Here is a 25,373-nt window from a genome sequence, read left to right on the forward strand (position 1 = left end):
CTCACCCCCTTCATCGAACACCGCGCATCCGCCATCGCCCACGTCCTCCCCCCACCACCCCCCGGCACCCCCCTCGGCAACCAACTCCACTGACCGGGAGCCGAGTTCGCCCTCCTCGGTCGCGGAGCTGCTCCCGGCGGGCCTCGGGGTACGCGGGAGCGGGGGCGTCAACCGGTGCCCCACGGTGCCGTGGGGAGCTTCGCGCCGCTGTCGCGCCCGGAGAACTCCACGGTGGTCGGGGTGCCCAGACCCGGCATCCGCATCGTCACCCGGCGCAGGCCGCCTTCGCCGTCGATCCAGTACGTCAGCGGCGACCGTCCGTTCTCGGGACCCGCGCCGGGCGTGGTGCCCCGGGCGCGTGGCCCGGCGAACCGGTCGTAGCTGCGGCCGTCGATGCGATCGCGCTTCAGCCAGCGGGCCCCCGACTGGGCGAGCAGCAGTGGGTTGTCGGGGCGGTCCGCGCCGAGCCCGATCAGCAGCCGGAGCCCGGCGTCCAGGGGGTCGCTCGTGTAGGAGCGCGCGGACCAGCCCGAGCGTGGGACGTGCTCCGCCTGCTGCCAGGGCGGGCCGCTGCCGCCCTTCGGTACGGGAGCCAGGCCGAGGCCGCCGGCGTCCCAGACGATCAGGCCGTGGTCGAGCCGCCCGGTGGCGGGCCCGGAGGATTCAGGGGATCCGGTGGGGCCGGTGATCCGGTACGTTCCCACGGCCCGGTGGGTCCGGTAGTCCACGACCCCTTTGACCCGCACCACCGTTCCGCCGCCCTCTGCGGCGGTGAGGGTCACCGTCACGGGGCTGGCCTGGTACAGGTTCAGCCGCGACAGCCCCAGCCTGGACGCCTCGTCCATCGTCACCGGCCGCTCGGCGGGACGGTCGTCGAAGAGGGCCCGGTAGGCGGCGAGGCCGCCCGCGGCGATGCCGCACACCGCGATCACGATCACGATTCCGAACCAGAGGGCCCGATGCGGCATACGGCCGTCGGTCTTCCTCTTCCGAGCCATGCAGTCGCCTTCTCTCGTCGGTCGGTCACGCGGGAGGGCGGGTTCGCGAACCTCTGGTCCGCGAACCCGCCCGATCCGGCCCGGAGGGTCCACCGGTACGGGAGGTCCCGCCCAAAGCCTGCCGGGCGGGGCCTCCGGTCGTGCGGCAGGCCCTCGGGGGCTACGGGTGCCGCGCCCTTCGCCTGCGCATCAGCACGACCAGTGCCGCGCCGAGAGCGGTGAGCACCGCGCAACCTGCCAGGGCCGTCAGGACCGCCTGACCCGTTCCGGTGGCCGCCAGGCCCGAGTTGGGCACGTGGCCCGGGTCATTCGGCCCACCCGGCGCATCCGGTGGGTTCGGTGTGTTCGGTGCCGGTGTCGGTGTGGTGGCGGGCAGTCGCCGGTTGACCGCTGTCACCGAGACCCCGGCGTCGAGGTTGTCGGAGGTCAGCACCAGTGGCCCGAACACCGCCACGTCCGGTGCGGCGTACCCTGCGGGCGGGCTGATCTCCTGCCAGTAGTACGTGCCCGGTGTGCCGGTGCCGCGGCAGATGCCGTCGGTCCTGGTCGCGCAGGGCTTGCCGACCCGTGTGTCCGGCTCCGCCCCGGTGGTCTGCAGGTCGTCGGAGCCGTTCGTCTCCTTCCACAGCTGGAATTTCGCGCGGGCCAGCGGTCTGCCGTCCTGGTCGTGTTTGACCAGGCGCAGCACGCCCTCCTGTTGCCGGAAGCCGAAGTCGTAGGTGTGGTCGTTCTCCCCCGGTCCGCCGGTGGTCAGTTCCCGCTGCGGGAACTTCGCGTCGCGCGGGACGAGGCCCTTGGAGTCGACGAAGTGGTTGTCGCCGACGTCCGCTTCCGTGGGCACCCACTGGTGGAGCGGCCCGCCCTCGGCGTAGTCGGCCGGTTCGTCGAGACGGACGGTGTACTCGGTCCTCGGCCGAAGACCGCCGGTGACGTTGGAGTCGTCGAAGTAGTACTCACCTCGCGCCGTCGTCCTGGTCGTTCCCACGACCTTGCCCGACCGGTCGTACAGGTGGACGGTCACGCCCTCGACCGGTTTCTGGCCGGGGTTCTGGATGCCCCTGCGCTCGGGGTCGTACCAGACCCGGTTGCCGATCTGGAGGGGTGCCTGGTCGCAGAGCACCTCCAGATCACCCATCGAGGCGCCCTTGCCGAACGGGGCGACGGTCCCCGGTGGGTTGAGGCGGAGGCCGAACTTCGGGTCCCGCTCGCCGTCGCGCCGGACGAAGGAGGTCCCGTACCCGAAGGCGGTGTCGTTGGGGTCGAAACCGGAGGTCGCGATGGTGTCCTCGACCGCGGAGCGCGCCATGCCCGCGAAGGCCCCGTTGGGGTGGATGCCGCCCATGCGGCTGTTGTCGAAGAAGCGGGTGCCCCTGGGTGAGAGCCCGCAGCCGTTGTTGGTGTCCATCACGTACGTCTCGCCCGCCCGGCACGCCTTGTTCAGGTCACCACCGGCCAGGACCCTGGCGATCGAGCCCGGCGAGGCGGCGGCCGGGGCCCGGTCGGCGAGGCGGTCGCGGAAGGCCAGCAGCATGGAGCCGTCGGTCTCGAAGGCGATCTCACCCAACTCCGGTTCGGGAAGGGCCAGATAGCCCTGGCACTCCTGGCCGTTCCGGGAGGGCGGGAAGGTGTTGGTCCAGGGGAACCAGCCCGCTCCCTCGCACGGGGGCGAACCGCCCGTGGGCCGGCGCGGATAGTCCAGCGGCTGGTCGAGGACGGACTTGCGGAACGACCCGGTGGCGAGGTCGAAGGGCATGACCACCGCGCGCAGGTCCGATGCCTTTCCGGTGGACTCGCCGGAACACACTCCGCCGACGTAGCCGACGCCGTCGTGGAGACCGAGGCCGAACGGCCGCCAGTCCACCGGCGCCGGACAGCCCGGGTCCGGGATCGCCGCGACGGCCTTCGGCTTCGCCGCGGTCGCCGCCGTGGCGTCGTAGCGGTAGAGCTTGCGGTTGTTCAGGTTGACGACGAACAGGTCCCTGCCGTCATCGGTGATCTTGATGCCGCCCAGGCTCTCCTTGCCCGGCACGGCGATGAAGGCGTCGTCGGTTCCCGGCCCGTGCGCCGTCGCCCCCGCGTCCGGGACGACGGTGAACAGGGTGGTCTTCTTCTGTGCGCGGTCGGTCACGTAGATCCCGCCGGCGCCGCCCGGGCCGTATGCCGTGGTGCGCTTGGCCGTCGCGGAGGAGAACACCCGCTTGTCGGCCTTGTTCCACGCGATGCCGAACAGCGTGCCGGTATCGGCGTCGGTGGCGATGTCCGTGACGTCGACGTCGACGCCGTCCTGACCCCGTGCGTCGTACGGGAAGGAGACCAGTGTGCGCTGGGCTCCGCCCTCACCCGAGGCGGACTGACAGGCCGTCACCAGCGGGGCGTTCTTCTGGCAGTAGTCGCCCGGGCTCCACAGCCCGGTGGTGTACGTCACGCTCTTCCCGTCGGAGAGGTCGACGAACTCCTCGTTGCTGCTCATCTCGTTGGGTGCGCCGTCCAGTCCCCGGCGCGAGGCGAAGGCCGGGAACAGCACGTCCGGCTTCGGATTCACCACCTGTACCCGGTACTTGCCGCCGGCGAGCCTGCCCTCCGGCGGGGTCAGTGTCACGGTGCCGTCGGCCGCCGTGACCCCTTCGACGGCCGCCCCGGCGTCGTCGGTGAGGGTCACCCGGACACCGGCCATGCCGGGTTCCAGCGCGGGCGTCCACACTCCGTCGGTGTCCACCGCCCGGACCACCCGGACCGTCACCGATCCGTCCTTCTCCTGCGAGTGCGCCGCGGGCGCCCCGGCCAATGAGCCACTGCCGATTCCCGAAGCGAGCGCGACCAGACAGCCGACGGTGCGGCGGCCGAGTAAACCCGGTCGTCGCCGACGCGGTCGGGGCGCGGCTCCCTTCACTTGTTCATTTGTTGACGTCATCCCCTGCTCTCAGCGTTCGGAAGGGCTCGTGGCCCTGCTCGTGAGGGAGTACATGGAGATACGGAGAACCGCATTGCCGGCGATCCTAAAGGGAGATCGAGCAAGATCGTGACCGAATGGTGAATTTACTCTCGGGCGGCATCGTTTTCAGGAGAATTCCGCGCCGGACCGCCAATGACCGTACAGCGCATATGCCACATGAACCGTCCGGCGAGGAGATTAAATAGGGACAGGTGTTCGGTGGCGGGAAATCGACTTCCGCGTCCACCGCCGATTCCTCTCCGTCGGCTTCCCGGGCCGCCGCCCCGGGAGCCGGACCGCCGTCGCCCCGCGTGGCACCCCGTCGCCGGGTGGGGAAAACCCCCGGCAAAACAGGTGGCGTTCCCCAGGGACCGGGCGGACGGGGTGAGGCAGGGTGGTGGGCCCGGCCACTGCACAGTTCTCCAGGGGGAGTTCTCCATGTCCAGTCCCGCGGCCCCTGTCCGGGCCGGGCGATTCGCAGACGTCCCGGGGCGTGTGTCCGCCCTGCTCGCCGTCCTCGCCGCAGTTCTCGTCCCCGCCGTCTTCGTCGTGCCGCACATGCTGGCGGCGGACGGATCGCAGGACGGTTTCGCGGATCAGCGCAACCTCGTCGACACCGTCGGCGAGGAATTCGTCCGGTACTGGAACTCCGACGACCGGATGTTTTCCCCCGGGATGGAGAGGGTCGTCGATTACTGGTTCCGTTTCCACGTGGCCAAGGCGGCGATCGCCGCGCTCCTGATGGCCGTGCTCGTGGCGCTCGGCCTCCTTCTCCGGAAGTCCTGTCCCCGGGGCGGTGGTGCCGGGCCGGCGAGGAGGGCCGCCGTCGCGACGGGCGGCGTCGTCCTCACTGTGCTCGCCCTGTTGTCGTCGGTGATCATGGTGGTCAACGTCCAGGGTGCGGTGGCGCCGTTCACCTCACTGATGTCGATGCTGCCCGTGGGAACTCACCACGGAAGGCTCGCCGGCACGCTCGACCAGGTCCGGCAGCAACTGGCCGACTCCCCGGGCTCGGGTGTCTCTCCCCCGCCCGCCCTCGCCACGATGATCAGCGACAACTCCCGGTACCACGTGGCGTTGGCGGTGATGGCCGCGATCGTGGCGGTCGCCCTCGTCACCCTGAGCTCGGTGTTGTGGAGGCGGTTCCTGCGAACGGAGCCGTCCGCCGGGCGCATCCGGCGCGCACTGGGGGCATTCGGTCTGTTGACGGCTTCGTTGTCGCTGGTCGTGGCGGTTGTCGCGGTCGCCAACCTGTCCACCGCGTCCGATTCGGCACGAGGGCTGTCGGTCTTCTTCGACGGCGGATGAGGGTGTCCGGCCCTCACGCGAACGGGGCCGGTCCCGTACGGCTGCGCCTTGGTGAACGGGCCCCGGACGTCGCCCGCGCCGCGGTTTCGGACCACGCGCGGTGCGTTCCGGGATCGGCCGCGAGCGGCCGTCGCGACAGCCACTTGCCACCGCCCGCGCGGCGGGAACCCGGCCCCGCACCAGTTCCCGGGCGGTGAGCACGGGGTCGTGCCCGTGTCGGCCCCACAGGGGGCAGGGCGTCGCGCCACAGGTGGCGGGCGGCTCTGTTTCAGGGGCCTGTTCCGTTGGGTGTGCCGACCGGGGCGGGCTCGTCGGCGGGTCACGGGTGGTAACCGGTTTCCTCGCGATGTGCAGCACGGTGATCTCGTGCGCGAGCGCGTCGTCGGCGACCTGCCGGGCATGGCGGGCGGCCTCGCCCTTGCGCCAGGCGCAGTAGGAGGAGCGGGCCACGTGCAGCACTCGGCACAGCAGGACGATCGGGTAGTTCGCCTTCTCCGCATGGATCAACCGGCACAACGCGGTCACCGGTCGCTCTCCTTCACGAAGAAGGCCGTCGCTTTTTTCGGGATCTCGATCGTCTGCTGCTGTTCGCGGTTCTCCCGCCGCAGTCGCTTGAGCTCCTCGCACTCGGCACTGCTCAATTCGCCGAGAGTGCCCTCGCACCGGCCTGCCTTCGCCTTTCGGTAGCAGCCGCGCAGGGACTCGGAGCTGATGCCGAGTTCCCGGGCGACGGCGGTGACCGTCTTGCCCGAGGAGCCGACGAGCGCGATCACGTCCCGCTTGGACTCGTCGGTGTACCGCTTCGTGTACTTGCTTCCCACCTGGCACTACTTCCTCTGGAACCTCAGGTCCCAGTCTCCAGGTATCCACGATCAAGGGGAAGCTTCATGCGCCTGGGCACCGCGGAGGCCGGACAGGTCCTGCGCCGCTTTACCCGCGGCGGCCCCAAACACCCTACCTACGCCGCGCTCGAAGACTCGGCCGCGCAGTACGCACCATCTTCGCGTGCGATTACCTGGCCAGCCCCGACCTGCGCCGGGAGATCCACGGCGGCCTCCAGGTCGTGGAGAACTGGAACAGCGCGAACGCTGTCCTGCACTACGGCAAGGACAGGGCGCTCACCGGTCCAAACAAGCAGCACGCCGAGACCTCGATGCTCGCTCTGCACCTGCTCCAGTCCGCTCTCGTGCACGTCAACACGCTGCTGCTTCAGCAGGTCCTCGCCGAACCGGTGGGCCAAGAAGCTCACCGACGAGGATCGGCGCGGCCTGACCGCGCTGTTCTGTCGAACATCAACCCGTGCGGCACTTTCCGCCTTGACATGGCCAAGCGGATCGACCTGCTGCCAGTCACCATGCCCGGCCCCCGCCGCGCGCCCGACGGCACCGCGGGCACGGCGGGATCAGCATCATGAGCCGCTGGAGTGCGTGACTCTCAGGGACGGGGCTTCAAGCGGGTCGGCCCCAGGCGGCGGACCGGTAGCGGGGCGGGATCGTCGCTCTTCCCGCCCCGCTACCGGAGCTGAGGGCAGGAACGCCCTAGCCGTCGACAAAGGTGACCGTCTCGGCGAGTGGGGCCCGGTTGATGCGGTCGTGACACGCGGCCGGGGCCTCGAACCCGATGGACACGCCGCAGAACAGGATCAGTCCCGGTGGGGGCAATATGGTTTCCGCGACGGTCCGGCAGTACACCGACCACGCCATCTGGGGGCAGCTGTGCAGCCCCTCAGCACGGAGCAACAGCATGACAGTCTGCAGGTACATGCCTAGGTCGGCCCATTGGGCCGGTCCCATGTCCCGGTCGATGTAGCAGAACAAGGCCGCGGGCGCACCGAAGCAGTCCCAGTTCGCGGCAACGGCCGCCTCACGCGACCGCCGGTCCTCGCGTGAGACTCCGAGCGCGGCGTAGCGCTGCTCCGTGGCGGCGGATCGGCGCTCCCGGTACGGAGACTTCAGTTCAAGCGGGTACATCTGGTACTCCCGCTCGTCCCCGGGGTCGCCTGCGGCCACCCGTTCGGCGGTGCGCTTCTTCAGCTCCGCCAGCGGCACGCCAGTCAGCACGTAGACATGCCAGGGCTGGAGGTTCGCCCCGGACGGTGACCGGGCCGCCGCGGACAAGACACGTTCCAGCGTTTTCCGGGGGATCGGCTCCCCGTTGAACCGGCGCACCGCCCGTCGGCTCGCAACTGCTTCGTAGACGTCCAAGGAAAGCTCCCTGCATATCGGCTCCGGCCCCGCCAGCCACCTGATGTCGGGACCCTCTACCGTGGTGACGGTCGGCGACGGGGAGAGGTGACCGGTGAGCGCGCATGACGGCCTCGCAGAGGGCTTCGAGACGCACCGCAGTCGACTGCGCGCGGTCGCCCAGCGCATGCTCGGCTCGCACAGCGAGGCGGAGGATGCCGTCCAGGAAGCCTGGCTGCGGCTGGCCAGGACGGAAGCCGACGCCGTGCACAACCTGGGCGGCTGGCTCACGACGACGGTCTCCCGCATCTGCCTCGACATGCTGCGGGCCCGCGCATCGCGGCGGGAGGACCCGGCAGGCCACCCGGTGCCCGATGAGGACCCGGGTCCCGCTGCGGGTGGCTGCCCGGAACAGGAAGCGGTGCTGGCCGACTCTGTGGGTCGCGCCCTTCTGGTCGTGCTGGACAGGCTGGGCCCCGCCGAGCGTGTCGTGTTCGCGGTGCCGTTCGACGAGATCGCCCCCGTTGTGGACCGCTCCCTCGCCGCTGCGAAGCAACTCGCGAGCCGGGCCCGCCGCAAGGTACGGGGCGCCCCCGCCGTCCCTGGCGCGGAGCTCGCCCGGCAGCGGCTCGTGATCGAGGCGTTCCTCTCGGCGGCGCGAGCGGGCGACATCGACGCGGTCCTCGCGGTGCTGGCACCCGACGTCGTACGGCGTGCGGACCGCGCGGCCCTTCCAGAGGGCAGGCCGGTCGAGGTGCGCGGTGCGCGGGCCGTGGCGAAGGAGATCGTCGTCTTCGGACGCAACGCACACGTTGCGGAAGTAGTACTTATCAACGGTGCCGTGGGGATCGTGGTCGCGCCGCACGGACGACTGCGGCTCGTCCTTACTGTCACGACCGCCCGCCGGAGGATCACCGGGTATGAACTCATCGCCGACCCGAACCGACTTCAGCAGCTTGACCTGGCCGTTCTCGGCGGCTAACCAGCCGCCGAGTGGCATAACAATGAGGTGTCGGCAAACGATCGTTTGACGACAGGAGCCAGGCCCGTCCAATGAACCCGGACTTTTCGGGGCTCCGATCCAATGAGATCCGATGACGGCTGATGACAGGGTTTGCTGACAGCTAAGGCCTGATCCGCCGACAGAAACGGGGGCAGCATGGCCAACCTGGTCTACGAGCGAGGGTCCACCGACCAGCAGTCGACCAACCGTCAGAACCTCGTCCTCGCCGAGGCCGGGATTGAAGACCCGGTCGTCTTCAAGGAGGACCCCGGCACCTCCAGCCGCCTCCACCCGCTGGAGCGCCCGAAGTTCCGCGAACTGCTGGCCTACGCGCGGCCCGGCGACACCGTGCACATCTCCGAGATGTTCCGCCTCGTACGCGGCACCGGCCACATCCTCGACGTGCTCGACATCCTCCACCGCGCCCGCCTCGCGCTGCGCATCCACAACGGCGCGTTATCCGCCATGGGCCTCGCCGCCGGCGAACTCCAACGCGACCTCCAGCGCGAGCTGACATACGATGTACTACGCGCCGCCGAGGCCAAGGGCAGCAAGGGCGGGCGCCGCCCCGCCGTGGCGGACACGAAAACACCGACGATGTGCGCGCCGCGTACCTGGAGGGCCGCTCCATCGCCGCTCTCGCCCGCGACCACGGAGTCAGCCGCGGCGCGATCCGCACGGCCGTCACCGATCTCCTGCCCGACCACACCACCATCGAGGAAAATGCCCCCGCCCCGGAACTGCCGGTCACCCTCGACATGCCGGGCAAGGTCGCCGACTACCTCCGGGCCACCGAACTGGAGCCCGCCGAGCGCGCCGCGCTCGACCACGGCGTCACCGTACGGCGCGGCCAGGGCTGCACCCTGCGCGTCAGCGCCGTCCCCGCCGTGCACCAACAGCTCCTCGCCCGCTGCCAACCGCTCGACGGTGCCCAGGGCATCCCGGTGATACCGGCACAGCGAAAGGCCCACTGTGAGTACGAGAACCGCGTGAACGCGCTCACGGGGTCAGCCGGGCCGTGAAGAACGGCTTGATGTTAACCGCTTCACCAACTCCAAGTCCCCCGTGCGGTCCTATGGTTGGCTGACGCGCGCACACCCTATTGACCGCCCGGTCGATCTCGACGTCGTTCGTGAGTCCTACGACCGGGTGGCCGACAACTATGCCCACATGGTCGTGACGACTGGAGTCGGCGACATCCGCAGGGATCCGTGGCTCAAGGCGTCGACCGATGCCTTCGCTGACACCGTGCGCGGGCTCGGGCCTGTCCTCGATGTCGGCTGCGGGCCCGGAACGGTAACCGCCTACCTCGCCGAACGCGGACTCGACGTGTCCGGGGTGGATCTCTCTCCTCGCATGATCGAGAACGCACGCCGTCTTCATCCGGAGTGCCGCTTCGCTGTCGCTTCCGCCACTGAGCTCGACCTCGATAAAGCGCCCCTGGGTGGCGTGCTCGGGTGGTGGTCGCTGTTCAACCTTCCCCGTGACGTCCTTCCCCAGGTCCTCGCCCTGTTCGCGCGCGTTGAAGCCAGGTGGACACTTCGTCACCGGAACACACGTCGGCGACGAGGACGCGGTACGCACCGAGGCCTACGGAGGCGTACCCGTCCGCTGGACGACCCACAAGTGGCGGCCGGAACAACTCGTCAATCTGATCGAGCAGGCCGGTCTGAACCCGGTTGCCGAATTGCGGCTCCCCCGACGGGATACAGCGGGCCCGGCCTGGTCGTCATGGCCAAACGCCCCGGCTGACGATCAGGCGTCGAAATGGCGCAGGGTCTTCGGCCTGGATCCATGATCTGACGCCTACCGCTATTTTCCGTTCGAATACTCCCCGAGGGCCGCACAGCGCAAGGCCCGCCGCGAGTACGCGAACCGTGTCAACACCCTCGACGGCTCACGGCCTGAGCATCACTCGTAGCTACTTTGCCCCTGGGGACAGAGCTGGGAGTCCGGGGCCAGGTCGGCGCGTTCTGCCTCCACCCACGCGAGGGCCTGGTGCCGGTCGGTGAACCGGCCGGGCACGGCGCGTGGCCGCGGCAGTTGGACGGATCCCGGGCAGCCGAAGGCGGCGTCGGTGGTGGCCGGATGCCAGTCGCACAGCCGTTGCCAGGCCGTCGCCCAGTCCGGGTCGGCCGCCGCGTGCTCGGCGGCGTGCAGCCGCAGCAGGTCGTGGAACCGGAGCCGGCCGGCGGCGGCGAGCCGGTCGAGGAGGCGCTCGGCGGCGACGAGGGGAGTCGGGCAGGGCGGCGGCCGCCTCGGCGGTGAAGTCCGGGCCGGGGTGCAGGCCGAACAGCCGTGCCGTGCCCGGTCGCAGACGTGGTCCCGCCGGGAAGTCCCAGGGTCTTTCGTTCGGGTCGGGCCGGATCGGTGAGCGGGGCACGCGAGCCCGGCACGATCCGAACGGGAGGCCCGGCTCTCCCGCGGGGTCGCCGTATCGCGGCCCGTCCCGGGGCACGTGGAGCGAGGTTGTGCAGACGCCCAGGAATCCGGTGTGACGGCTGGGCACCTGCGGACAGACAGGAGCGGAACGAAATCCCATCATGGCTCTGGTCACGATGCGAGGACGCGCAACGTGCCGTATCCATGGAGGAGTTGCCATGTCGGGCAGAAGAAAGTGGCGTATGGTCGGCGGGCTTCTGGCCGCCGCCGTGTTGATGGTGGGTGCGGCGCCCGGGGTTTCCGCGGGCGCCGTCGGGCCGGATGGCGCGGCCGGGGCGCAGTCGGTGGTTCCGGCAGGCTCGGAAGGCGTTCCGGCCGTGGGCACCGACTGGGGCGCGCCGGGCCCGTACGCCGTGAGCGTGGAAGTCGGTGTCGTGCACACCTTCTACCGGCCGCAGGACCTGGGGCAGTCGGGCAGGCCCTACCCGGTGATCATCTGGGGCAACGGCACGGGCGCGGTGCCCGCGGTGTACAGCTCGCTGCTGCGGCACTGGGCGAGTCACGGCTTCATCGTGGCCGCCGCCAACACACCGACCTCCAACTACGCGATCAGCATGCGCCTGGGCATCGATGTGCTGGAGCGGCGGAACGCGGACAGTTCGAGTCCCTACTACCGCAAGGTGGATCTGGCGCACATCGGATCGGCCGGTCACTCGCAGGGTGGCGCGGCCGCCGTCAACGCGGCGATCGACCCGCGGGTGATCACCGCCGTGCCCATCCAGCCGGGGCCCCTGACCGATCCGGATCTGATGGACGAGCCCGTCTTCTACCTGGCCGGGCAGCAGGACAGGATCGTGTGGCCGGTGCTGGTGAAGTCGATGTACCAGGACTCCGACCACGTCCCCGCCGTCTACGGCGAGGTCCGGGGAGCCGGTCATCTCGACTCGATCGGCGACGGCGGGGACTTCCGCGCCCCGGCCACCGCCTGGTTCCGCTACTGGCTGATGGGCGACGGGGCGGCCGGCCGGATGTTCTTCGGTCCGGACTGCGGCTACTGCACGGCTGCCGCCCCGTGGTCCGGCTGGGAGCGGAACGCCGCCGCGCGGCGGATTCCCGGTCCGGCGGTCTGAGGGCCCGGCCCGGTCCGGCGCCGGGCCGGGCCTCGTCCGAATCGGCCGGACCGACCGGTTCGGGAGGTGGTTCCGTATCCGCTCCGGGGGTCCCCCGCCCCCGGAGCGGATACGGAGCTCAGCTCGCGGAGCGCTCCGCGAGGGGGCGGCGCCGGCGCGACGGGTCGGTCAGGGACGGCGGGGTCCACGCCGCATCCGCGCGGTAGATGTCCGTGCCCGGCGGGACGATCTCGTCGATGCGGTCCAGGGTCGCGTCGTCGAGAGTGAGCTGTGCGCCCTTCAGCAGGCCGTCGAGCTGGTCCATCGTGCGCGGGCCGATGATCACCGAAGTGACGGCGGGGTGCGTCGCGGCGAAGGCGACGGCCAGTTCGGGCAGTGAGCGGCCCAGGTCCGCCGCCAGCTCGGCCAGTTGCTCCACGGCCTCGTACTTGGCGGCGTTCTCCGGGAGTTCGGGGTCGAAGCGGAACGGTTGCAGGGCGGCGCGGCCGGTGGCCATGTCGGCCGTCCGCGCCTTGCGGTACTTGCCCGACAGGAAGCCCGCGGCGAGCGGGCTCCAGGTCAGCACGCCCATGCCGTGGCGTTGGCAGACCGGCAACAGCGACCGTTCGATGCCGCGGGCCAGGATCGAGTACGGCGGCTGTTCGGTGCGCATGCGCAGCAGGCCGCGCTTCTCGGCGACGTGGTGGGCCTCGACCAGGTCCTCGGTGGGAAAGGTCGAGCAGCCGAAGGTGCGGATCTTGCCCTGGTGGACCAGGTCGCTCAGGGCCGACAGCGTCTCCTCGATGTCGGTGTTCTCGTCGGGGCGGTGGATCTGGTAGAGGTCGATCCAGTCGGTCCGCAGCCGTCGCAGGCTGTCCTCCACCGCCCGGATGATCCAGCGCCGGGAGTTGCCGCTGCGGTTGCGTCCCTCCCCCATCGGGAAGTGCACCTTGGTGGCGAGCACGACGTCGTCGCGGCGGCCTTCGAGCGCCTTGCCGACGATCTCCTCGCTCTCCCCCGCGGAGTACATGTCGGCGGTGTCGACGAAGTTGATGCCGGCGTCGAGGGCGGCGTGGATGACCCGGGCGCTGTCGTCGTGGTCGGGATTGCCGATCGCGCCGAACATCATCGTGCCGAGGCAGTGGACACTGACCTCGATGCCGGTTCTGCCGAGCGTGCGGTATCGCAAGAGGACTCCTGGGCCGGTGGTGCGGGCTACGGTGTGCCCGGCGGAGCCTACGAGTTGGAGCGGGCTCGAAGTCAAGGGCCGGATTCGGTGCCGCAGGGTACGTGGTGGCGGGATCGATGCGCCTCCGGCCTTCGTTCAGCGGCCTCGCCGTCCGGTCCGGCCGTCGGCGCGACGCCGCAGCCGTGCCGCCTCCGCGGCCGTCAGGTGCGGGTCCGCCGGTCCGGCCCCGGCCGCTTCCCCGATGCGTCCCGCGGGGTCGGTCCGCCGGCCCTTGCGCACGCCGTGCGCGAACAGGCTCCGGCCCGGGCGGGCGGTCCGGGGACCTCCGCGCCGCCGGCCGTCACGACGGTCATGCCACGTCCGCAGCGGGATCGTCGGCGCCCGCGGTGCGCCGGCCGGTCACCATGGGACCGCTTCGGGTGAGGAGCACGTCGCCCGGACGCAGATCCGAGTGCAGGTCCGGATGCGGCACCCGGTCGTCGTCCGCCGTCGCGAACCGCCGGGACAGCCGCTCCGGGGCCGGCAGCGCGTGCAGCCGGTCGTGGAGGCGGCCCCGCGTCCGGCAGGGGGAGAGCCGACCCTCCGGGGACGCCGGGCCGGCTCGCCCGGCATCGTCGACCCGGTCAGGGTTCCGGGGCGTCGTCGACAGGGGGGCGGGGGCGAGGGATGGGTATCTCGCGCCGCATGTTCGTACCGTCCGCGTCCACGCTCACGAAGACCGTGCCCAGGGTGGTGGACTGCTGGACGGTGAGGCCGTACTGACGGACGTCCGCGGCCCGGCAGAGCGGATCGAGGAGACCGGCGACGACCCGCTGGGCATCGGCTATCTGCTCGGGCGGGCAGTGCCGGAGCCGAAGCTCGGCGGCGACGACGCGCTGGGTGTGACGGATCGAGCCGAGGCCTGCCGGCATACAGACGTACATGAGTACCTCCACTCCTCGGGGGGTGAACCACCGGGAGAAGAATTTTCGGCCAAGTGGCCTAAACCACTATCTAGGGTCGTCCGACACTCTGCAACCCTGCAGAGTGCGGGGCGGCGGTCACTGTTGGATCGTGGAACGCGGACCCGCCGACGAGAAAGGGCTCTGTCTGTGTCACGGCCCCGCTCCGGCCCCACCGTGGCCCTGCGTCTGTTCGCCTCCGAGCTGCGCGCCCGGCGCGAGGCCGCGGGCTTCACCCTGGAGGCCGCCGCCGCGGCCCTCGGCGTGCACGAAATGACGCTCAGCCGTCTGGAGCTCGCCAGGACCGCCCCGCGCCGCGCGACGGTGAGCCACCTGCTGCGCCTGTACGGGACCCCGGACGCCGAGGCGGAGACGGTCCTGGCCTCGCTGGAGGAGGTGCGCCGGCCGGGCTGGTGGCATCCGTACCGCGACATCCTCCCCGACCACCTGGCCGGGGTGATCGACCTGGAATCGGCCGCCAGCCTGATCCGTACCTACGCCCCCGGCGTGGTTCCCGAACTGCTCCAGACCCCCGGCTACGCCCGCGCGCTCCTGGAGCTGCGGCACCCCCGGGCCGGTGCGGAGGAGATCTGCCGGCGGCTGCGGCTCCTGGAGGAGCGCCAGCGGCACACCGTTCACCGCACGGACCGGCCCGTGCGCTTGTGGGCCCTGGTCGAGGACGTTGTACTGGAGCGGGTGATCGGGAGCCGGGAGGTGATGGCCGAGCAGCTCGCCCACCTGGACCGCTTCGCCGTGCACCGGGGAGCGATCACCCTCCAGGTGATCCCCGCGACGGCCGGACAGCACCCGCTGCTGCTGAGCGGACCGGCGGACATCCTGCGCTATCCCCACCGGCAGCTCGCCGACCGGCTGATCGTGCGCGGCCTCCACCCGGAGGCGTCGACGGTCACGGAGGACCAGGGGGCGGTCCTCGCCTACCTCGCCGCGATGGACGCGACCGCGGCCCTCGCCCCGCCCCCGACCACCCTCATCCGGACCGGAAAGGACTCCCCCTCATGACCGACGGCACACAGGACCTGGACCTCCAGCCCGAGAAACCGCACTCCGCGCGGTTCTGGAACTACCTGCTGGGGGGCAAGGACAACTTCGCCGCGGACCGGGAGCTCGGCGAGCAGATCAAGCGCGAGTACCCCGTCATGGTCGACCTGGCCCTCGCCACCCGGGCGTTCCTCGGGCGGACGGTACGGCACCTGGCCGGCGAGCAGGGGTACCGGCAGTTCCTCGACATCGGCACCGGGCTGCCGACCGCCGACAACACCCACGAGGTCGCACAGCGCGTCGCGCCCGACGCCCGGATCGTCTACGTCGACCACGACCCGATCGTCCTCGCGCACGCCCGCGCCCTGCTCACCAGCACGCCCGAGGGCGCCACCGACTACGTGGACGCCGATCTGGCGGACCCGCACACGGTGCTCGCCCACGCCGCGCGGACGCTGGACCTGGACCGGCCGGTCGCACTGATGCTGATGTCCGTCATCGGCCACGTCACCGACCCCGCCGAGGCCGCCGCCCTGGTGCAGGAGTACATGGCCCGTCTCGCGCCGGGCAGCTGCCTGGTGCTGTGCACGACCCTGGCGTCCCCCGAGGCCGACGCCGCGAGCGATTCCTACGGGTCCTCCGGGGCCGTCCCCTACGTGACGAGCTCCGCCGGGGCGATGACGGAGATGGCGAAGGGCCTCACCATTCCTCCGCCCGGCCTCGGGCCGATCAACCGCTGGTTCCCCGACCCCGGCTCCGACCCCGGCCCGGACACCGAGCAGTGGGGGTACGTCGCCTACAAGGCTGCTCGGAACGCCTGACGAAATACCGGCCGGAGCCGGCTCACGACTCGTACAGGGTGCCGGCGGGGCATGGGCGGCCTCGGAATCCGGATCGAGACCGACGGGCGATTCTCGGTGCCCCGCCCCCGTCGGCGCGGTGGACGACAGGGGCGGGTCCGGGGTTTCGGTCCGTGTCGTCCGGGCTGCTCACGCAGCCCGGACCATCGGTTCCGGGGTGATCCGAGCGCCTCGAAGATCGTTTCTTCAGGAGTTCTGTGCCCCGATCGACGCGGCCGACCTGGCGGCCTGCTCGATCTTCGCGCGGTGGGCCGCACGGGCTTCCTCGTCGATCCGCTGCTCGTGCTCGGCGCGCAGCCCGGTGCGGCCGTCGATGCTCTCGCGCAGGATGTCGGCCTGCCCGGTGTGCCGGACGGTCTCGGCGAGGACATGGGTCAGGACGGCGAACAGGTTCGTGTTGGGGCGGGGCTCCGACCACCACGGCACGTGGCCGGGGGCGTCGAGGGAAAGCGCGTCGATCGTCGCGTCCGAGTGTTCCCACGTGCGCCGGTAGAACTCGATGATCTGATCGCGGCTCTCGTCCTCGTTCGCCCACAGATCGCTGCCGTCGGAGTCCTGCCACCGGCACAGCGGTTCCGGGGAGGGCCGGCCGAAGACCTCGCCGAAGTACCTGGCCTCGACGGTGGCCACGTGTTTGACCAGGCCGAGGAGGTTGGTCCCGGTCGCGGTCAACGGCCGGCGGACGTCGTACTCGGACAGGCCGTCGAGTTTCCAGAGCAGCGCCTCGCGGTCCCGCCGCAGTCTCCCGTGCAGGTTGTCCTTCGCGAATTCATCGATCATGTGGCATGAACCTTCCATGGGTTGTTCGTGGTCTCAAGATCCCGCAGGTGGTCCGTGACGACCGGCAGGGCCGGGGCTCGGGACTTCTCGCACGATGAGCCACCGGGAATGGCCGCCCGCCGGGGAGACGTGGGGGCGGGGCAGGGCGGGTGACGGCTCGCGGCCGACCCGGCCCGCGACGGTTACCGCGCAGGAGAACCGCACGCATGCTGTTCGGCGCTGTTCTCCGGTCCCGTCGAGCGGTTCGGGACGGGGGCCGGGGGCGCGGGCGGGTGCCAGGTGAGAATCCAGCCGGCGGCAAGCGCCGCCGCGCCGCCCGCCAGGGCGATCGCGCCGCCTGTTCCGATGCCTGCGGCCACCGGGCCGAAGCAGGCCGGCCCGACGCCCTGAAGCGTCATGCTGCCGGAGCCGAGCAGGCCGAATGCCTGGCCCTGGCCGTCCTGCGGCAGGGCGTCCAGGAACGGTCGTTGCAGGCCGAGACCGTAGGCGAATCCGAAGCCGCAGAGCAGCAGCAGACAGGACGAGACGCCCGCTCCGGGCTCGGCGGCGAAGCCGATCAGCGGCAGTCCCGTCAGCGCGGTCAACGGGACTACCAGCCGCTCCCGGGCGGGCGGCCGCAGCAGTCGCCCCACCAGCAGGTCGCCGACAAGCATGCCGACCGGCAGACAGCCCATCAGCACCGCGTACCGGCCGGGCGCGAAGTGGTGTCCGCCGGCGTAGGCGACGATCAGACCTTCCGCGCCCGCTACGAACGCGGGCGGCAGCCACTGGGCCAGCATCAGCCGTCGCACCGTGCGTGCGCGCAGCAGCAGGCCGGCACCGCGCAGGCTTGCCCGGACGGCCCCGCCCTCGCCCCCGGCGCCGCCGGACCCTCCCGGTTGCAGCCGGGGCAGCCGGATGCGGATGGCGAGCGCGCAGCCGAGGTAGAGGGCTGCGCTCACCGCGAGCGCCCGGTGCGGGCCGAGTACCGCGACGACCGCACCACCCAGCGCCAGGCCGAACAATTGCGCACCGGAGGCGGCGATGTTGTTCAGCGAACGGCCCAGTACATAGGCGTCGCCCTCCAGCCACTGCGCGACCAGTCGGCTCGACGCTCCGCTGAACACCGGTGTGGCGAGGGCGACCAGCGCCACGGCACCGAGGCTCACCGCGATCGGCATCCGCACCAGGGCGAGCAGCAGGGCGGCGGCGCACTCCAAGGCGTAGCCGCCCGCGATGAGCGCGCGGGGCGGCAGTCGGTCGGCCAGGGAGCCCAGCAGCAGCGAGCCGAACAGCTGCGGGAGGAAGCCGATGCCGAAGGCCAGGGCGCTCAACAGCGCGGAGCCGGTGGCCTCGAAGACCAGCACCGAGAACGTGGTGATCCGCAGCGAGTCCGCGGTGATCGCGACGGTGCGGGTCGAGAAGAGCAGCCGGAATCGCGGCTCGGCCAGCACCTCCCGGTAGGTGGCACGGCCCTTGCCCTGCGCGGGTCCGGCGGTTGGGGTCATGACGCGCAGCCTCGCCGGGCGCCCCTGCCACTCACCAATGATTCGTCGCTGGACGAATCGAACCGGGTGTCCAGCGGTAGCATCGCAGGGTGCTCCGCTTCGAAGTCTCCGTCGAGGACCTGCTGCGCAGCCGCTTCGCACTGTCGCCCGCGCTGGACCTCTGCCTGCTGCTGCGCTCGCTCGCCGGCCAGGACCGGCCGCTGCCGCGAGCCTGGGCCGCCCGGCTCCGGCCGGCCTTCGAACGGCTTCGCCGCGAGACCGAACTGGACGCCGCCCTCGCTCTGCAGACCCCGCAAGGCGGACCGAACTTCGTCGCCCCGCCCCCGCGCGGCCTCAACCAGACCTGGGCGGACGACCTGGCTCTGATCCGGGCCACACCGCTGGAAGCGGCGCGCCACGAATTCGCCACCACCGCGACCGGCCCGTCCGCCCGTGATCCCCGGGTACGCGCGGTGCTGGACTCGACGGACGCCGTCTCCAGGATCGCCGAAGCGATGGACCGGGCGTGGCACGAGCTGCTCGCCGGGGACTGGCCGCAACTGCGCGCGATCTGCGAGCGCGATGTCGTGCACCGGGTGGGTGTGATCGGTGAACACGGATGGGCCAGGGCCGTCGAGGGCCTGCACCCGGGCATCGCCTGGCGCACCGGCGGTATCGAGATCGGCTTCTTCCGAGGCGGAACGGTCCGCCTCGCCGGCGACGGGCTGCTGCTAATCCCTTCGGTCTTCGTCGGGCATGTCGCCGCCCACCTGGAAGACCCCTGGCCCAGGACCTTGGTCTACCGTGCCCGCGGCACCGCCGCCCTGTGGGGCGAGCAGGAGACCGCCCCCCGGCCGGACGCGCTGACCGCTCTGGTCGGCCGGGCCCGGGCCCGGCTGCTGTTGGCGCTGGACGCCCCGGCCAGTACCAGCCACCTCGCCCGAAGCCTCGCCATGGCGCCCGGCGCGGTGGGAGACCACCTCGCCATCCTGCGGGGCGCGGGGCTGCTCGCCCGCGCCCGGTCCGGACGGTCGGTCCTCTACCGGCGCACCCCGCTCGGCGAGGCACTGGTCGCCGGTTCGGACTGAGGGGGTCCGGCACGATTTCCGCGCCGTGACCAAGGAGAGTGGCGGTTGAGTGTCCCGGGCGGCTTGCGAAGCAGCCCGGAAACAGGCAGTGGCCAGTACTTCCGGGCGGGCAGTCGGCGCCGTGGAAGAGGCTGCGCTCCAGCGGACCGGGCGACTGCGTCCGGTCCCGGCCGCGGCCCGTGTACGAGCAGCGCGGGCGTACGGCGGGCTTCGCCTCGCCCGGACGGTCTGGCATCCGGGCGGGGATCGGACCATGGGGGCTCGACGATGTGGCACGGGATGAGCGCGGTGGAGATACCGGCGCCGGACCGATTCGACTGGTTCGTGGAGACGATCTCCAGTGCGTTGACGCCGTCGGTGCTCAGTGCGCGGGAGGCGGCCGCGTTTCGCGCGGAGAGCGCCTTCTCGGGGCTCGGCACCGGGCAGTTGTCGAGGTTCTCCCACTCCCCGCCGCACTCACGACGCACCCCCGCCCGTCCCCGGCCGCGCCGGCGCCGTACGGGGTGATGCCGGGCGTCGGCTCAACCGGTCGGCGTGCCCGGGTGCCGTACGCCGAACCACTGCTCGGCGCCCCATTCCTCGAACCGTTCCACCTCGGTGAACCCCAGCTTGGCCGCCAGGCGCATCGCGCGTTCGTTGGCGGTCCGGGTGCTGAGCACCACCGGTTCGCCGGGCAGTGCGGCGGCGAACCAGTCGAGGACCGCCGCGCACGCCTCGAAGGCGTAGCCCTGTCCCCATGTCCGCGGCAGGAACAGGTAGCCGAGCTCGGCCTCCTCGCCCTCCGGGCGGACGTGTCCCCGGCGGTCCGCGCCGCGCCGGTCGAGCGTGATCATGCCGACCATCGCTCCGTCGAGCTCCACGACGAAACAGCCGGGGCGTCGCCCCGCCACTTCGGGCACCGCGCGTTCGAGTTCGTCGCGCGGCCGGGCACCGCCGATGTACGTGCCCACCTCGGGCGAGGCGAACAGTTCGATGAACGCCGCACGGTCCGGGGCCCCGGACTCGCGGAGCACGAGCCGTTCGGTCCGTATCGGGGCGGGGGGCCAGGCGTCGGGTCCGAGTTCGGTCATGGTGGGCAACCTATCGTCCCGGCGGCACCGATCTGCTTTCGCGTACGCCGGTGGCTCGCGTCGCCGGGTGTGCTCAGTCCGCCGTCGGTGTGCGGGCGAGCGCGGCGGCCTCCTCCGGGGCCGGGCCCGCGCCGTGTTCGAAGGCCGCCCGGAACGCCTCCTCGCCCAGGGCGGTGGTCGTCCGGGCGGTGATCCGGTCGACGTCGGCGCGTTCCGCGGCGGGCAGCGGGGCGCCCACGCCGCGCCGGGCGGCGTCGGCCGCGCCGAGCAGCACCGCGGCGCGGGTCGGGCCGTCGGTGCCGGACGCGAGCGACTCGGCCCCGGGCCGGCCCACCACCGAGTGGTGGGCCGGGCCGGCCGATCTCCCGGTGGGGAGGGCGGAGGTCATTCGTCCGCGGCCAGTTCGTCGAGCGGGGGCGTGCCGACATCGGCCGCGGGGCGCGAGAGACACAGTGCGGTGTGGAAGTGGCCCGCCGATTCCCTGCCGTCCGGGTCGTGCCCCTGGGCGATCGCCGCGTCGGTGGCGTACCGCTGCTCGGCGGCGCCGGTGAAGCGGCGCTGGACGAAGGTGCGCCCGGTGTACGTCTCGGTGATCAGGCCGTGACCGGCCAGATGCTCGGCGATGGGAGCGTAGGGGCTGGTGCGCAGGGCGAAGGCCGCGACCCATGGCAGTGGGCGGGCGTTGTCCAGGAGTGGCTGGAACGTGGCCCGGGACAGGAAGCTGGCACCGCCCGTGAGGGTGATGAGCCGGACGCTCCGGACCGCGTCCAGCAGGGCCCGGGTCGGCGGGGCGGTCTCCAGGTTCTCGGTGAACCCGGCGTCGAGCAGTCCGACCGCTCGTGCGTAGGTGATGGCGTTGGACGCGATGTCGAGGCCGATCACCGGGACGGCGTCCCGTCTGCGGCGGGTACGGAAGAAGGCCGTGTCGTACTCGGTCAGTTCCTCGGTGGTCATGGCGGCCACCCGCGGCGACGTGTAGTGGGCGTACAGGTCGTCCAGGGACAACTCGTGGTTGAGCAGTGCCGCGTTGATGCCGTACGAACAGCACAGGTCCAGCACCGCTTCCCCCGGGGCCCGCAGCCGCAGTGCCGCCAGTCGGCGGAAGACGCGCTGGGCGTGATGGGGTGCCCGGTAGCCGAGCGTGCCCAGTTCACGGAAGAAGGCGCGGGGATCGGCCCGGTCGTAGAGGTCGTCGAACGAGGTCATCGTGTGCTGCGCGGGCCGGCCCGCGTCGTCTTCCCGTGCCTCGGCCATCACATGCCCCGTTCTGTCGGTCGGGCCGCCGGTCGTGGTTCGCGCGCCACAGCCTCCCGCACGGGGCGGGCCGGGGAAACAGGGCACCGCCGGATCCGGCCACGCCAGGCGCGGGCTCAGGTCACCAGGCCGCGGCGGTAGGCGAAGACGACCGCCTGGACGCGGTCGCGCAGGCCGAGTTTGGTGAGGATGCGGGACACGAAGGTCTTGACGGTCTCGGGGCTGATCACGAGTGCTGCGGCGATCTCGCTGTTGGAGAGGCCTTCCGCGATGAGCCGGAGGACCTCCATCTCGCGCGGCGTCAGCGCAATGTCCTGGGCGGTGCTTTCGGTGGGCCGGATCCGGGCGGCGTACCGGCCCACGAGCCGGCGCGTCACGTCGGGGTCGAGCAGTGCCGCGCCCGTGGCGACGGTCCGGATGCCGTGCAGCAGCCGGTCCGGCGGCGCGTCCTTGAGCAGGAACCCGCTCGCGCCCGCGCGCAGCGCCTCGTAGACGTACTCGTCGAGGTTGAACGTCGTCACCACGAGCACCTTGACGGGGTGCTCGACGCCGGGGCCGGCCAGTCGGCGGGTGGCCTCGATGCCGTCGAGCACCGGCATGCGCACGTCCATCACCACGATGTCCGGGCGCAGTTCGCCGGCGAGCTCGACCGCGGCCCGCCCGTCCCCGCACTCGGCCGCCACCTCCAGGTCGGGCTGGGCGTCGATGATGGTGGACAGACCGGTGCGGACGAGCACCTGGTCGTCGCAGACGAGGACCCGGATCGGTGCGCTCACGACGGGTTCCTCCCGGGTATCCGGGCCCGGACGACGAAGCCGCCGCCCGGCCGGGGGCCGGAACTGAAGTCGCCGCCCAGGACGTCGACCCGTTCCCGCAGTCCGGCCAGCCCCCGTCCGCCTCCGCCTGGGGACCCGGCCCGCGAACCCGAACCGTCCGTGCCGACTTCCACGGTGATCTCCTTCTCGCAGTGGCGCACCAGGACCGAGGTCCTGCCGCCGTGGTCGTGCTTGAGGGCGTTGGTCAGGGCCTCCTGCACCACGCGGTGGGCCACGAGGTCGGCGCTGCCGGTCGTCGTCGCCGGGGTGCCCTCCTCGGTGAACTCCACCGGCTGCCCCGCCCGGCGGGTCTGCTCGACGAGTGTGAGCAGCCGGCCGCCCGGCGGCGTCCTGGGCTCGGGGCCGTGGTCCGGGTCGAGCAGGTCGAGCAGGTGCCGCAGGTCGGTGATGGCCCGTCGGCCGGTGTCGCTGACGGCGGCCAGGCTCCGGTCGAGGCGTTCGGGCTCGGCGGTCAGATACCGGGCGGCCTCGCTCTGTACCACCATCGCCGTGACGTGGTGGGTGACGACGTCGTGCAACTCGCGGGCGATGCGGGTGCGTTCGGCGTTGCGGGCGTCCTCGGCGCTCCGTCTGCGACGGTCGTCCTCCGCCGCGCGGGCGGAACGCATCCACGCACCGATGCCCCACGCGAGGGCCAGCGCCAGGTAGAACGTCACGAACTCGGCCAGCGGGTCGCGCCCCGGACCGATCCGGTACAGCACGACGGACAGGGCTCCGAACGCCGCGGAGAGGACGGCGGGGACGGCACGCCGGTACCGCTCCAGGCAGGAACCCGCGCTCAGCAGGGCGAGGGGCAGTGCGGAACCGGCGAACAGGTGGTAGCCCCGGAGCTGGTCGAGGACGAAGCCGGCCGCGACCAGGGCGACGCAGACCAGCGGCCACCTGCGGCGCACGGCGAGCGGGAGGCACTGGAGTACGGCCGCGACCCCGGCGAGCGCGTCCGCGGGCCGGGTGGGCAGGCCGCCGACCTCCGTCCCGTTGCCGTGCAGCGACGGCAGCAGGGACGCGACGAGGAGCAGCAGCCCGAGCGGCAGGTCCCGGACCGTGATGTCGAGCCGACGCCACAGCTCCGGGCCCCGTCGGCGAATGATCATCGGGGCAGTGTAACGGTGGAGTCGGCGCGCGCGGCGCGCCGAGCGCCGAACGGGACGATGTTGCCGCGCCGGTGGGCCAGCCACAGGAACACGAGCGTGAGCAGGGCTCCGAAGCCCACCGAGTACACACTGCCCTCCGGTCCGAAGCTGCCGCCGGTGAGCAGTTCGGGACCCGAGACGGTGGCGTCCAGCAGTCCCAGGTTGCTGCCGTTGCCGGAGACCTCGGTACTGAAGACGCCGGCCGCGGCGAAGTTCCAGCCGAAGTGCACGCCGATCGTCAGCCAGAGGCTGCGGGTGGCGGCGTACGCGGCGGCGAGCATGAAGCCGGCCTCGATGGCGATGGCGAGGGAGCCCCACAGCGTGGCGTGCTCGTTGAGCAGGTGCGAGAGCCCGAACACGAGGCCGGTCAGCGCCAGCGCGACGTACGTGCCGATGTGCTCCTCGATGATCCTGAACAGGACGCCTCGGTAGACCACTTCCTCCGTCGCGGCGGCGGCGGCCATGAAGCCGAGCAGCCCCAGCGCGCCCTGCACCGAGCCGAGGCCGTCGACCTCGTAGTGGCCGGAGGAGAAGAGGTTCACGACGACGGCGCCGAACATCCCGGCGCCGATCAGGACGCCCCGGCCGGTCCTGGCCGCGGCGCCCTCGCGGGCCACGTCCGGGGCCTGCCGGTGTTCGGTGCGCCGGACGACCCATGCGTAGCCGAGCACCACCAGCGCGGCCACGACGAGGCCGAGGGCGCACGTGAGCCAGTCGTTCTCCTTCACCGCGGTGACGGTGCCGCCGCCGATGGCGTACATCACCATGACGGCCAGGAACTGCCGGACGAACCTCATCGATACTCCTTCGTCGAACCCGTGGACGGCGTGCCGCGGTCCGCGACGGACGTTACGGATCCGGCGGCCGCGGATCGTCACCTCACGGTGGACATTCGGCTGTGGCTCGCACGGGGGACAAGGGCCGGGGAAAAGGGCCGAAGGACCGGAGCGGCAGGGGGAGTTCGCGAGGCGACGCCCCTGCCGGTGCGGCTCTGCGGTGCTCAGGAGAGCGAGGTCGGTTCGCGGGGTGGCGGGACGGCGCGGAGCAGCTCCCACAACGGGCGGGAGCCGGCCGCCCACGCGCCCAGGGTGTGGCGGTCGACGACGTGGAGGCGCTGCTGCTCGGCGAAGGTCACGGCGGGGGCGGTCACCCGGCCGTTGGTGACGATCACCGCGACATCGGCGCCGTGGACCTGCCGGGCGGTGCCGTTGAGGATCTGGAGGTCCGGCGTGCCCACGGCGGCGCCCGCGAGGCCGTCACGGCGGTGTTTGCACTGGATCACCCATCTGCGTCCGTAGGGGTCGGTGGCTTTCACATCGGCGCCCAGGTCGCCGCTGCCGCCGACCCGGGTCGCGTCCCGGCAGCCGTCACGGCGCATCAGGTCCCGCACCGCGTCCTCGAACCGGGTGTGGTGCAGGGCGTCCAGGTGGGGAAGCGCGTGGCGCAGCCCCCGCGCCCGGACCGCTTCCCACCGTGCCTGCCGCCGCCTCCGGCGGAGCAGGCCGCCGCCGGCCAGTGCCGCGAGGACGCACAGGGCGATCAGGACCCACCAGTGGGCCAGCAGCCAGTTGACGACGGTCACCGTCAGGGCGACGCCCAGGACCACGGCCGCGACGGGTCCGATCAGCCGGTCGTCCGCTCGTCGCCGTCCGCGGGGTCCGCGAGCCCTGTTGGGGCGGCTTGAACTCCTGGCTCTGCCGGGCCTGTTGGGCCTGCTGGTACGCCGCCGGGCCGGCGGGCGCCCGGTCGCCGCGGGCCGACGCCTGCGGGGGCTCACCGGCCGGCCCCCGTGCGCCTGCGCGGCCGCGGGGCGACGGCACCGGCGGGCAGCACCGCCACATC

General features: G+C 71.9%; 23 protein-coding genes and 2 pseudogenes. 10 read left to right on the top strand and 15 right to left on the bottom strand.

The window, feature by feature from the left end; translation table 11 throughout:
- Window positions 1-167: 167 nt before the first annotated feature.
- Both ACFYW1_RS21180 and ACFYW1_RS21185 read right to left on the bottom strand, forming a co-directional pair.
- Window positions 168-998: a hypothetical protein gene (locus ACFYW1_RS21180; protein WP_388995113.1), complete on the bottom strand. Its 831-nt coding sequence runs from the start codon at window positions 996-998 to the stop codon at window positions 168-170.
- A 160-nt stretch (window positions 999-1,158) separates the two neighbouring features.
- Window positions 1,159-3,738 carry an SdrD B-like domain-containing protein gene (locus ACFYW1_RS21185; protein ID WP_388995116.1) on the bottom strand — a complete coding sequence of 860 codons (2,580 nt, stop codon included), beginning with the start codon at window positions 3,736-3,738 and terminating at the stop codon, window positions 1,159-1,161.
- Window positions 3,739-4,368: 630 nt separating this feature from the next.
- Between ACFYW1_RS21185 and ACFYW1_RS21190 the strand changes: the two genes are divergently transcribed.
- Window positions 4,369-5,238 (top strand): hypothetical protein, encoded by an 870-nt coding sequence (locus tag ACFYW1_RS21190; protein WP_388995119.1) that lies wholly within the window; start codon window positions 4,369-4,371, stop codon window positions 5,236-5,238.
- Window positions 5,239-5,759: 521 nt separating this feature from the next.
- Here the strand turns inward: ACFYW1_RS21190 and ACFYW1_RS21195 are convergent.
- A complete protein-coding gene (locus ACFYW1_RS21195) occupies window positions 5,760-6,059 on the bottom strand; it encodes a transposase (protein ID WP_388995122.1) in 300 nt (99 codons plus the stop codon).
- A 176-nt stretch (window positions 6,060-6,235) separates the two neighbouring features.
- Between ACFYW1_RS21195 and ACFYW1_RS21200 the strand changes: the two genes are divergently transcribed.
- On the top strand, window positions 6,236-6,652 hold the full coding sequence (locus tag ACFYW1_RS21200) for a Tn3 family transposase (protein WP_388995606.1): 417 nt from the start codon (window positions 6,236-6,238) through the stop codon (window positions 6,650-6,652).
- Between the two features lie 124 nt (window positions 6,653-6,776).
- Here the strand turns inward: ACFYW1_RS21200 and ACFYW1_RS21205 are convergent, their stop codons facing one another.
- The gene (locus tag ACFYW1_RS21205) at window positions 6,777-7,442 is read right to left on the bottom strand and encodes a nitroreductase (RefSeq protein ID WP_388995125.1); all 666 of its coding nucleotides are present in this window, start codon (window positions 7,440-7,442) and stop codon (window positions 6,777-6,779) included.
- A 94-nt stretch (window positions 7,443-7,536) separates the two neighbouring features.
- On the opposite strand from ACFYW1_RS21205, the gene ACFYW1_RS21210 reads away from it, so the two are divergent.
- The 5 genes and pseudogenes from ACFYW1_RS21210 to ACFYW1_RS21230 all read left to right on the top strand — a co-directional run bounded on the left by ACFYW1_RS21210 (window position 7,537) and on the right by ACFYW1_RS21230 (window position 11,936).
- Entirely contained in the window at window positions 7,537-8,403 is an 867-nt protein-coding gene (locus ACFYW1_RS21210) for a sigma-70 family RNA polymerase sigma factor (protein WP_388995128.1), read from the top strand.
- A gap of 177 nt (window positions 8,404-8,580) precedes the next feature.
- Window positions 8,581-8,913 (top strand): annotated as a pseudogene (locus tag ACFYW1_RS21215) (recombinase family protein); the annotation flags it as partial.
- Between the two features lie 110 nt (window positions 8,914-9,023).
- Entirely contained in the window at window positions 9,024-9,446 is a 423-nt protein-coding gene (locus ACFYW1_RS21220; RefSeq protein WP_388995131.1) for a resolvase, read from the top strand.
- A gap of 127 nt (window positions 9,447-9,573) precedes the next feature.
- A pseudogene (locus ACFYW1_RS21225) lies at window positions 9,574-10,176 on the top strand (class I SAM-dependent methyltransferase).
- 1,007 nt (window positions 10,177-11,183) lie between these two features.
- Window positions 11,184-11,936 carry an acetylxylan esterase gene (locus tag ACFYW1_RS21230; protein WP_388995134.1) on the top strand — a complete coding sequence of 251 codons (753 nt, stop codon included), beginning with the start codon at window positions 11,184-11,186 and terminating at the stop codon, window positions 11,934-11,936.
- Window positions 11,937-12,054: 118 nt separating this feature from the next.
- Here ACFYW1_RS21230 and ACFYW1_RS21235 read toward each other — a convergent pair whose 3' ends face one another.
- Together ACFYW1_RS21235 and ACFYW1_RS21240 are read right to left on the bottom strand one after the other, a co-directional pair.
- The gene (locus tag ACFYW1_RS21235) at window positions 12,055-13,104 is read right to left on the bottom strand and encodes an aldo/keto reductase (RefSeq protein ID WP_388995138.1); all 1,050 of its coding nucleotides are present in this window, start codon (window positions 13,102-13,104) and stop codon (window positions 12,055-12,057) included.
- Between the two features lie 623 nt (window positions 13,105-13,727).
- A complete protein-coding gene (locus tag ACFYW1_RS21240) occupies window positions 13,728-14,015 on the bottom strand; it encodes a hypothetical protein (protein ID WP_388995141.1) in 288 nt (95 codons plus the stop codon).
- Between the two features lie 207 nt (window positions 14,016-14,222).
- Here ACFYW1_RS21240 and ACFYW1_RS21245 point away from each other — a divergent pair, with 207 nt between their 5' ends.
- Window positions 14,223-15,065 carry a helix-turn-helix domain-containing protein gene (locus ACFYW1_RS21245; protein WP_388995144.1) on the top strand — a complete coding sequence of 281 codons (843 nt, stop codon included), beginning with the start codon at window positions 14,223-14,225 and terminating at the stop codon, window positions 15,063-15,065.
- A complete protein-coding gene (locus ACFYW1_RS21250) occupies window positions 15,062-15,865 on the top strand; it encodes an SAM-dependent methyltransferase (protein ID WP_388995147.1) in 804 nt (267 codons plus the stop codon). The genes ACFYW1_RS21245 and ACFYW1_RS21250 overlap by 4 nt, the downstream gene beginning before the upstream one ends.
- A 225-nt stretch (window positions 15,866-16,090) precedes the next feature.
- Here ACFYW1_RS21250 and ACFYW1_RS21255 read toward each other — a convergent pair whose 3' ends face one another.
- Window positions 16,091-16,684 (bottom strand): DinB family protein, encoded by a 594-nt coding sequence (locus tag ACFYW1_RS21255; RefSeq protein ID WP_388995150.1) that lies wholly within the window; start codon window positions 16,682-16,684, stop codon window positions 16,091-16,093.
- Window positions 16,685-16,866: 182 nt separating this feature from the next.
- On the bottom strand, window positions 16,867-18,171 hold the full coding sequence (locus ACFYW1_RS21260) for an MFS transporter (protein WP_388995154.1): 1,305 nt from the start codon (window positions 18,169-18,171) through the stop codon (window positions 16,867-16,869).
- An 89-nt stretch (window positions 18,172-18,260) separates the two neighbouring features.
- Here ACFYW1_RS21260 and ACFYW1_RS21265 point away from each other — a divergent pair, with 89 nt between their 5' ends.
- Window positions 18,261-19,238, top strand: coding sequence for an ArsR/SmtB family transcription factor (locus tag ACFYW1_RS21265; protein ID WP_388995159.1), 978 nt, complete (start codon window positions 18,261-18,263; stop codon window positions 19,236-19,238).
- A 521-nt stretch (window positions 19,239-19,759) separates the two neighbouring features.
- Here ACFYW1_RS21265 and ACFYW1_RS21270 read toward each other — a convergent pair.
- From ACFYW1_RS21270 to ACFYW1_RS21300, 7 genes are all read right to left on the bottom strand, one after another.
- The gene (locus ACFYW1_RS21270) at window positions 19,760-20,308 is read right to left on the bottom strand and encodes a GNAT family N-acetyltransferase (RefSeq protein WP_388995162.1); all 549 of its coding nucleotides are present in this window, start codon (window positions 20,306-20,308) and stop codon (window positions 19,760-19,762) included.
- 73 nt (window positions 20,309-20,381) lie between these two features.
- A complete protein-coding gene (locus ACFYW1_RS21275; protein ID WP_388995165.1) occupies window positions 20,382-20,696 on the bottom strand; it encodes a hypothetical protein in 315 nt (104 codons plus the stop codon).
- Window positions 20,693-21,562: a hypothetical protein gene (locus ACFYW1_RS21280; protein ID WP_388995168.1), complete on the bottom strand. Its 870-nt coding sequence runs from the start codon at window positions 21,560-21,562 to the stop codon at window positions 20,693-20,695. Before ACFYW1_RS21280 ends, ACFYW1_RS21275 begins: the two co-directional genes overlap by 4 nt.
- Window positions 21,563-21,678: 116 nt before the next feature.
- Entirely contained in the window at window positions 21,679-22,338 is a 660-nt protein-coding gene (locus ACFYW1_RS21285; protein ID WP_388995171.1) for a response regulator, read from the bottom strand.
- Complete coding sequence (locus tag ACFYW1_RS21290; protein WP_388995174.1) at window positions 22,335-23,492, bottom strand: sensor histidine kinase; 1,158 nt, start codon at window positions 23,490-23,492, stop codon at window positions 22,335-22,337. The genes ACFYW1_RS21285 and ACFYW1_RS21290 overlap by 4 nt, the downstream gene beginning before the upstream one ends.
- Window positions 23,489-24,328, bottom strand: coding sequence for a CPBP family intramembrane glutamic endopeptidase (locus ACFYW1_RS21295; RefSeq protein ID WP_388995177.1), 840 nt, complete (start codon window positions 24,326-24,328; stop codon window positions 23,489-23,491). Before ACFYW1_RS21295 ends, ACFYW1_RS21290 begins: the two co-directional genes overlap by 4 nt.
- Window positions 24,329-24,531: 203 nt before the next feature.
- Window positions 24,532-25,137: a restriction endonuclease gene (locus ACFYW1_RS21300; protein ID WP_388995180.1), complete on the bottom strand. Its 606-nt coding sequence runs from the start codon at window positions 25,135-25,137 to the stop codon at window positions 24,532-24,534.
- Window positions 25,138-25,373 lie beyond the last annotated feature (236 nt).

This window comes from Streptomyces sp. NPDC002669 (genome assembly GCF_042889165.1).
Classification (GTDB): Bacteria; Actinomycetota; Actinomycetes; order Streptomycetales; family Streptomycetaceae; genus Streptomyces.

What these genes read in the sequence shown, in the direction of transcription:
- ACFYW1_RS21180 (WP_388995113.1), bottom strand. Translation starts at nt 998, where the DNA reads ATGGCTCGGAAGAGGAAGACCGACGGCCGTATGCCGCATCGGGCCCTC.
- ACFYW1_RS21190 (WP_388995119.1), top strand. Translation starts at nt 4,369, where the DNA reads ATGTCCAGTCCCGCGGCCCCTGTCCGGGCCGGGCGATTCGCAGACGTC.
- ACFYW1_RS21240 (WP_388995141.1), bottom strand. Translation starts at nt 14,015, where the DNA reads ATGCCGGCAGGCCTCGGCTCGATCCGTCACACCCAGCGCGTCGTCGCC.
- ACFYW1_RS21250 (WP_388995147.1), top strand. Translation starts at nt 15,062, where the DNA reads ATGACCGACGGCACACAGGACCTGGACCTCCAGCCCGAGAAACCGCAC.
- ACFYW1_RS21255 (WP_388995150.1), bottom strand. Translation starts at nt 16,684, where the DNA reads ATGATCGATGAATTCGCGAAGGACAACCTGCACGGGAGACTGCGGCGG.
- ACFYW1_RS21260 (WP_388995154.1), bottom strand. Translation starts at nt 18,171, where the DNA reads ATGACCCCAACCGCCGGACCCGCGCAGGGCAAGGGCCGTGCCACCTAC.
- ACFYW1_RS21270 (WP_388995162.1), bottom strand. Translation starts at nt 20,308, where the DNA reads ATGACCGAACTCGGACCCGACGCCTGGCCCCCCGCCCCGATACGGACC.
- ACFYW1_RS21275 (WP_388995165.1), bottom strand. Translation starts at nt 20,696, where the DNA reads ATGACCTCCGCCCTCCCCACCGGGAGATCGGCCGGCCCGGCCCACCAC.
- ACFYW1_RS21280 (WP_388995168.1), bottom strand. Translation starts at nt 21,562, where the DNA reads ATGGCCGAGGCACGGGAAGACGACGCGGGCCGGCCCGCGCAGCACACG.
- ACFYW1_RS21290 (WP_388995174.1), bottom strand. Translation starts at nt 23,492, where the DNA reads ATGATCATTCGCCGACGGGGCCCGGAGCTGTGGCGTCGGCTCGACATC.
- ACFYW1_RS21295 (WP_388995177.1), bottom strand. Translation starts at nt 24,328, where the DNA reads ATGAGGTTCGTCCGGCAGTTCCTGGCCGTCATGGTGATGTACGCCATC.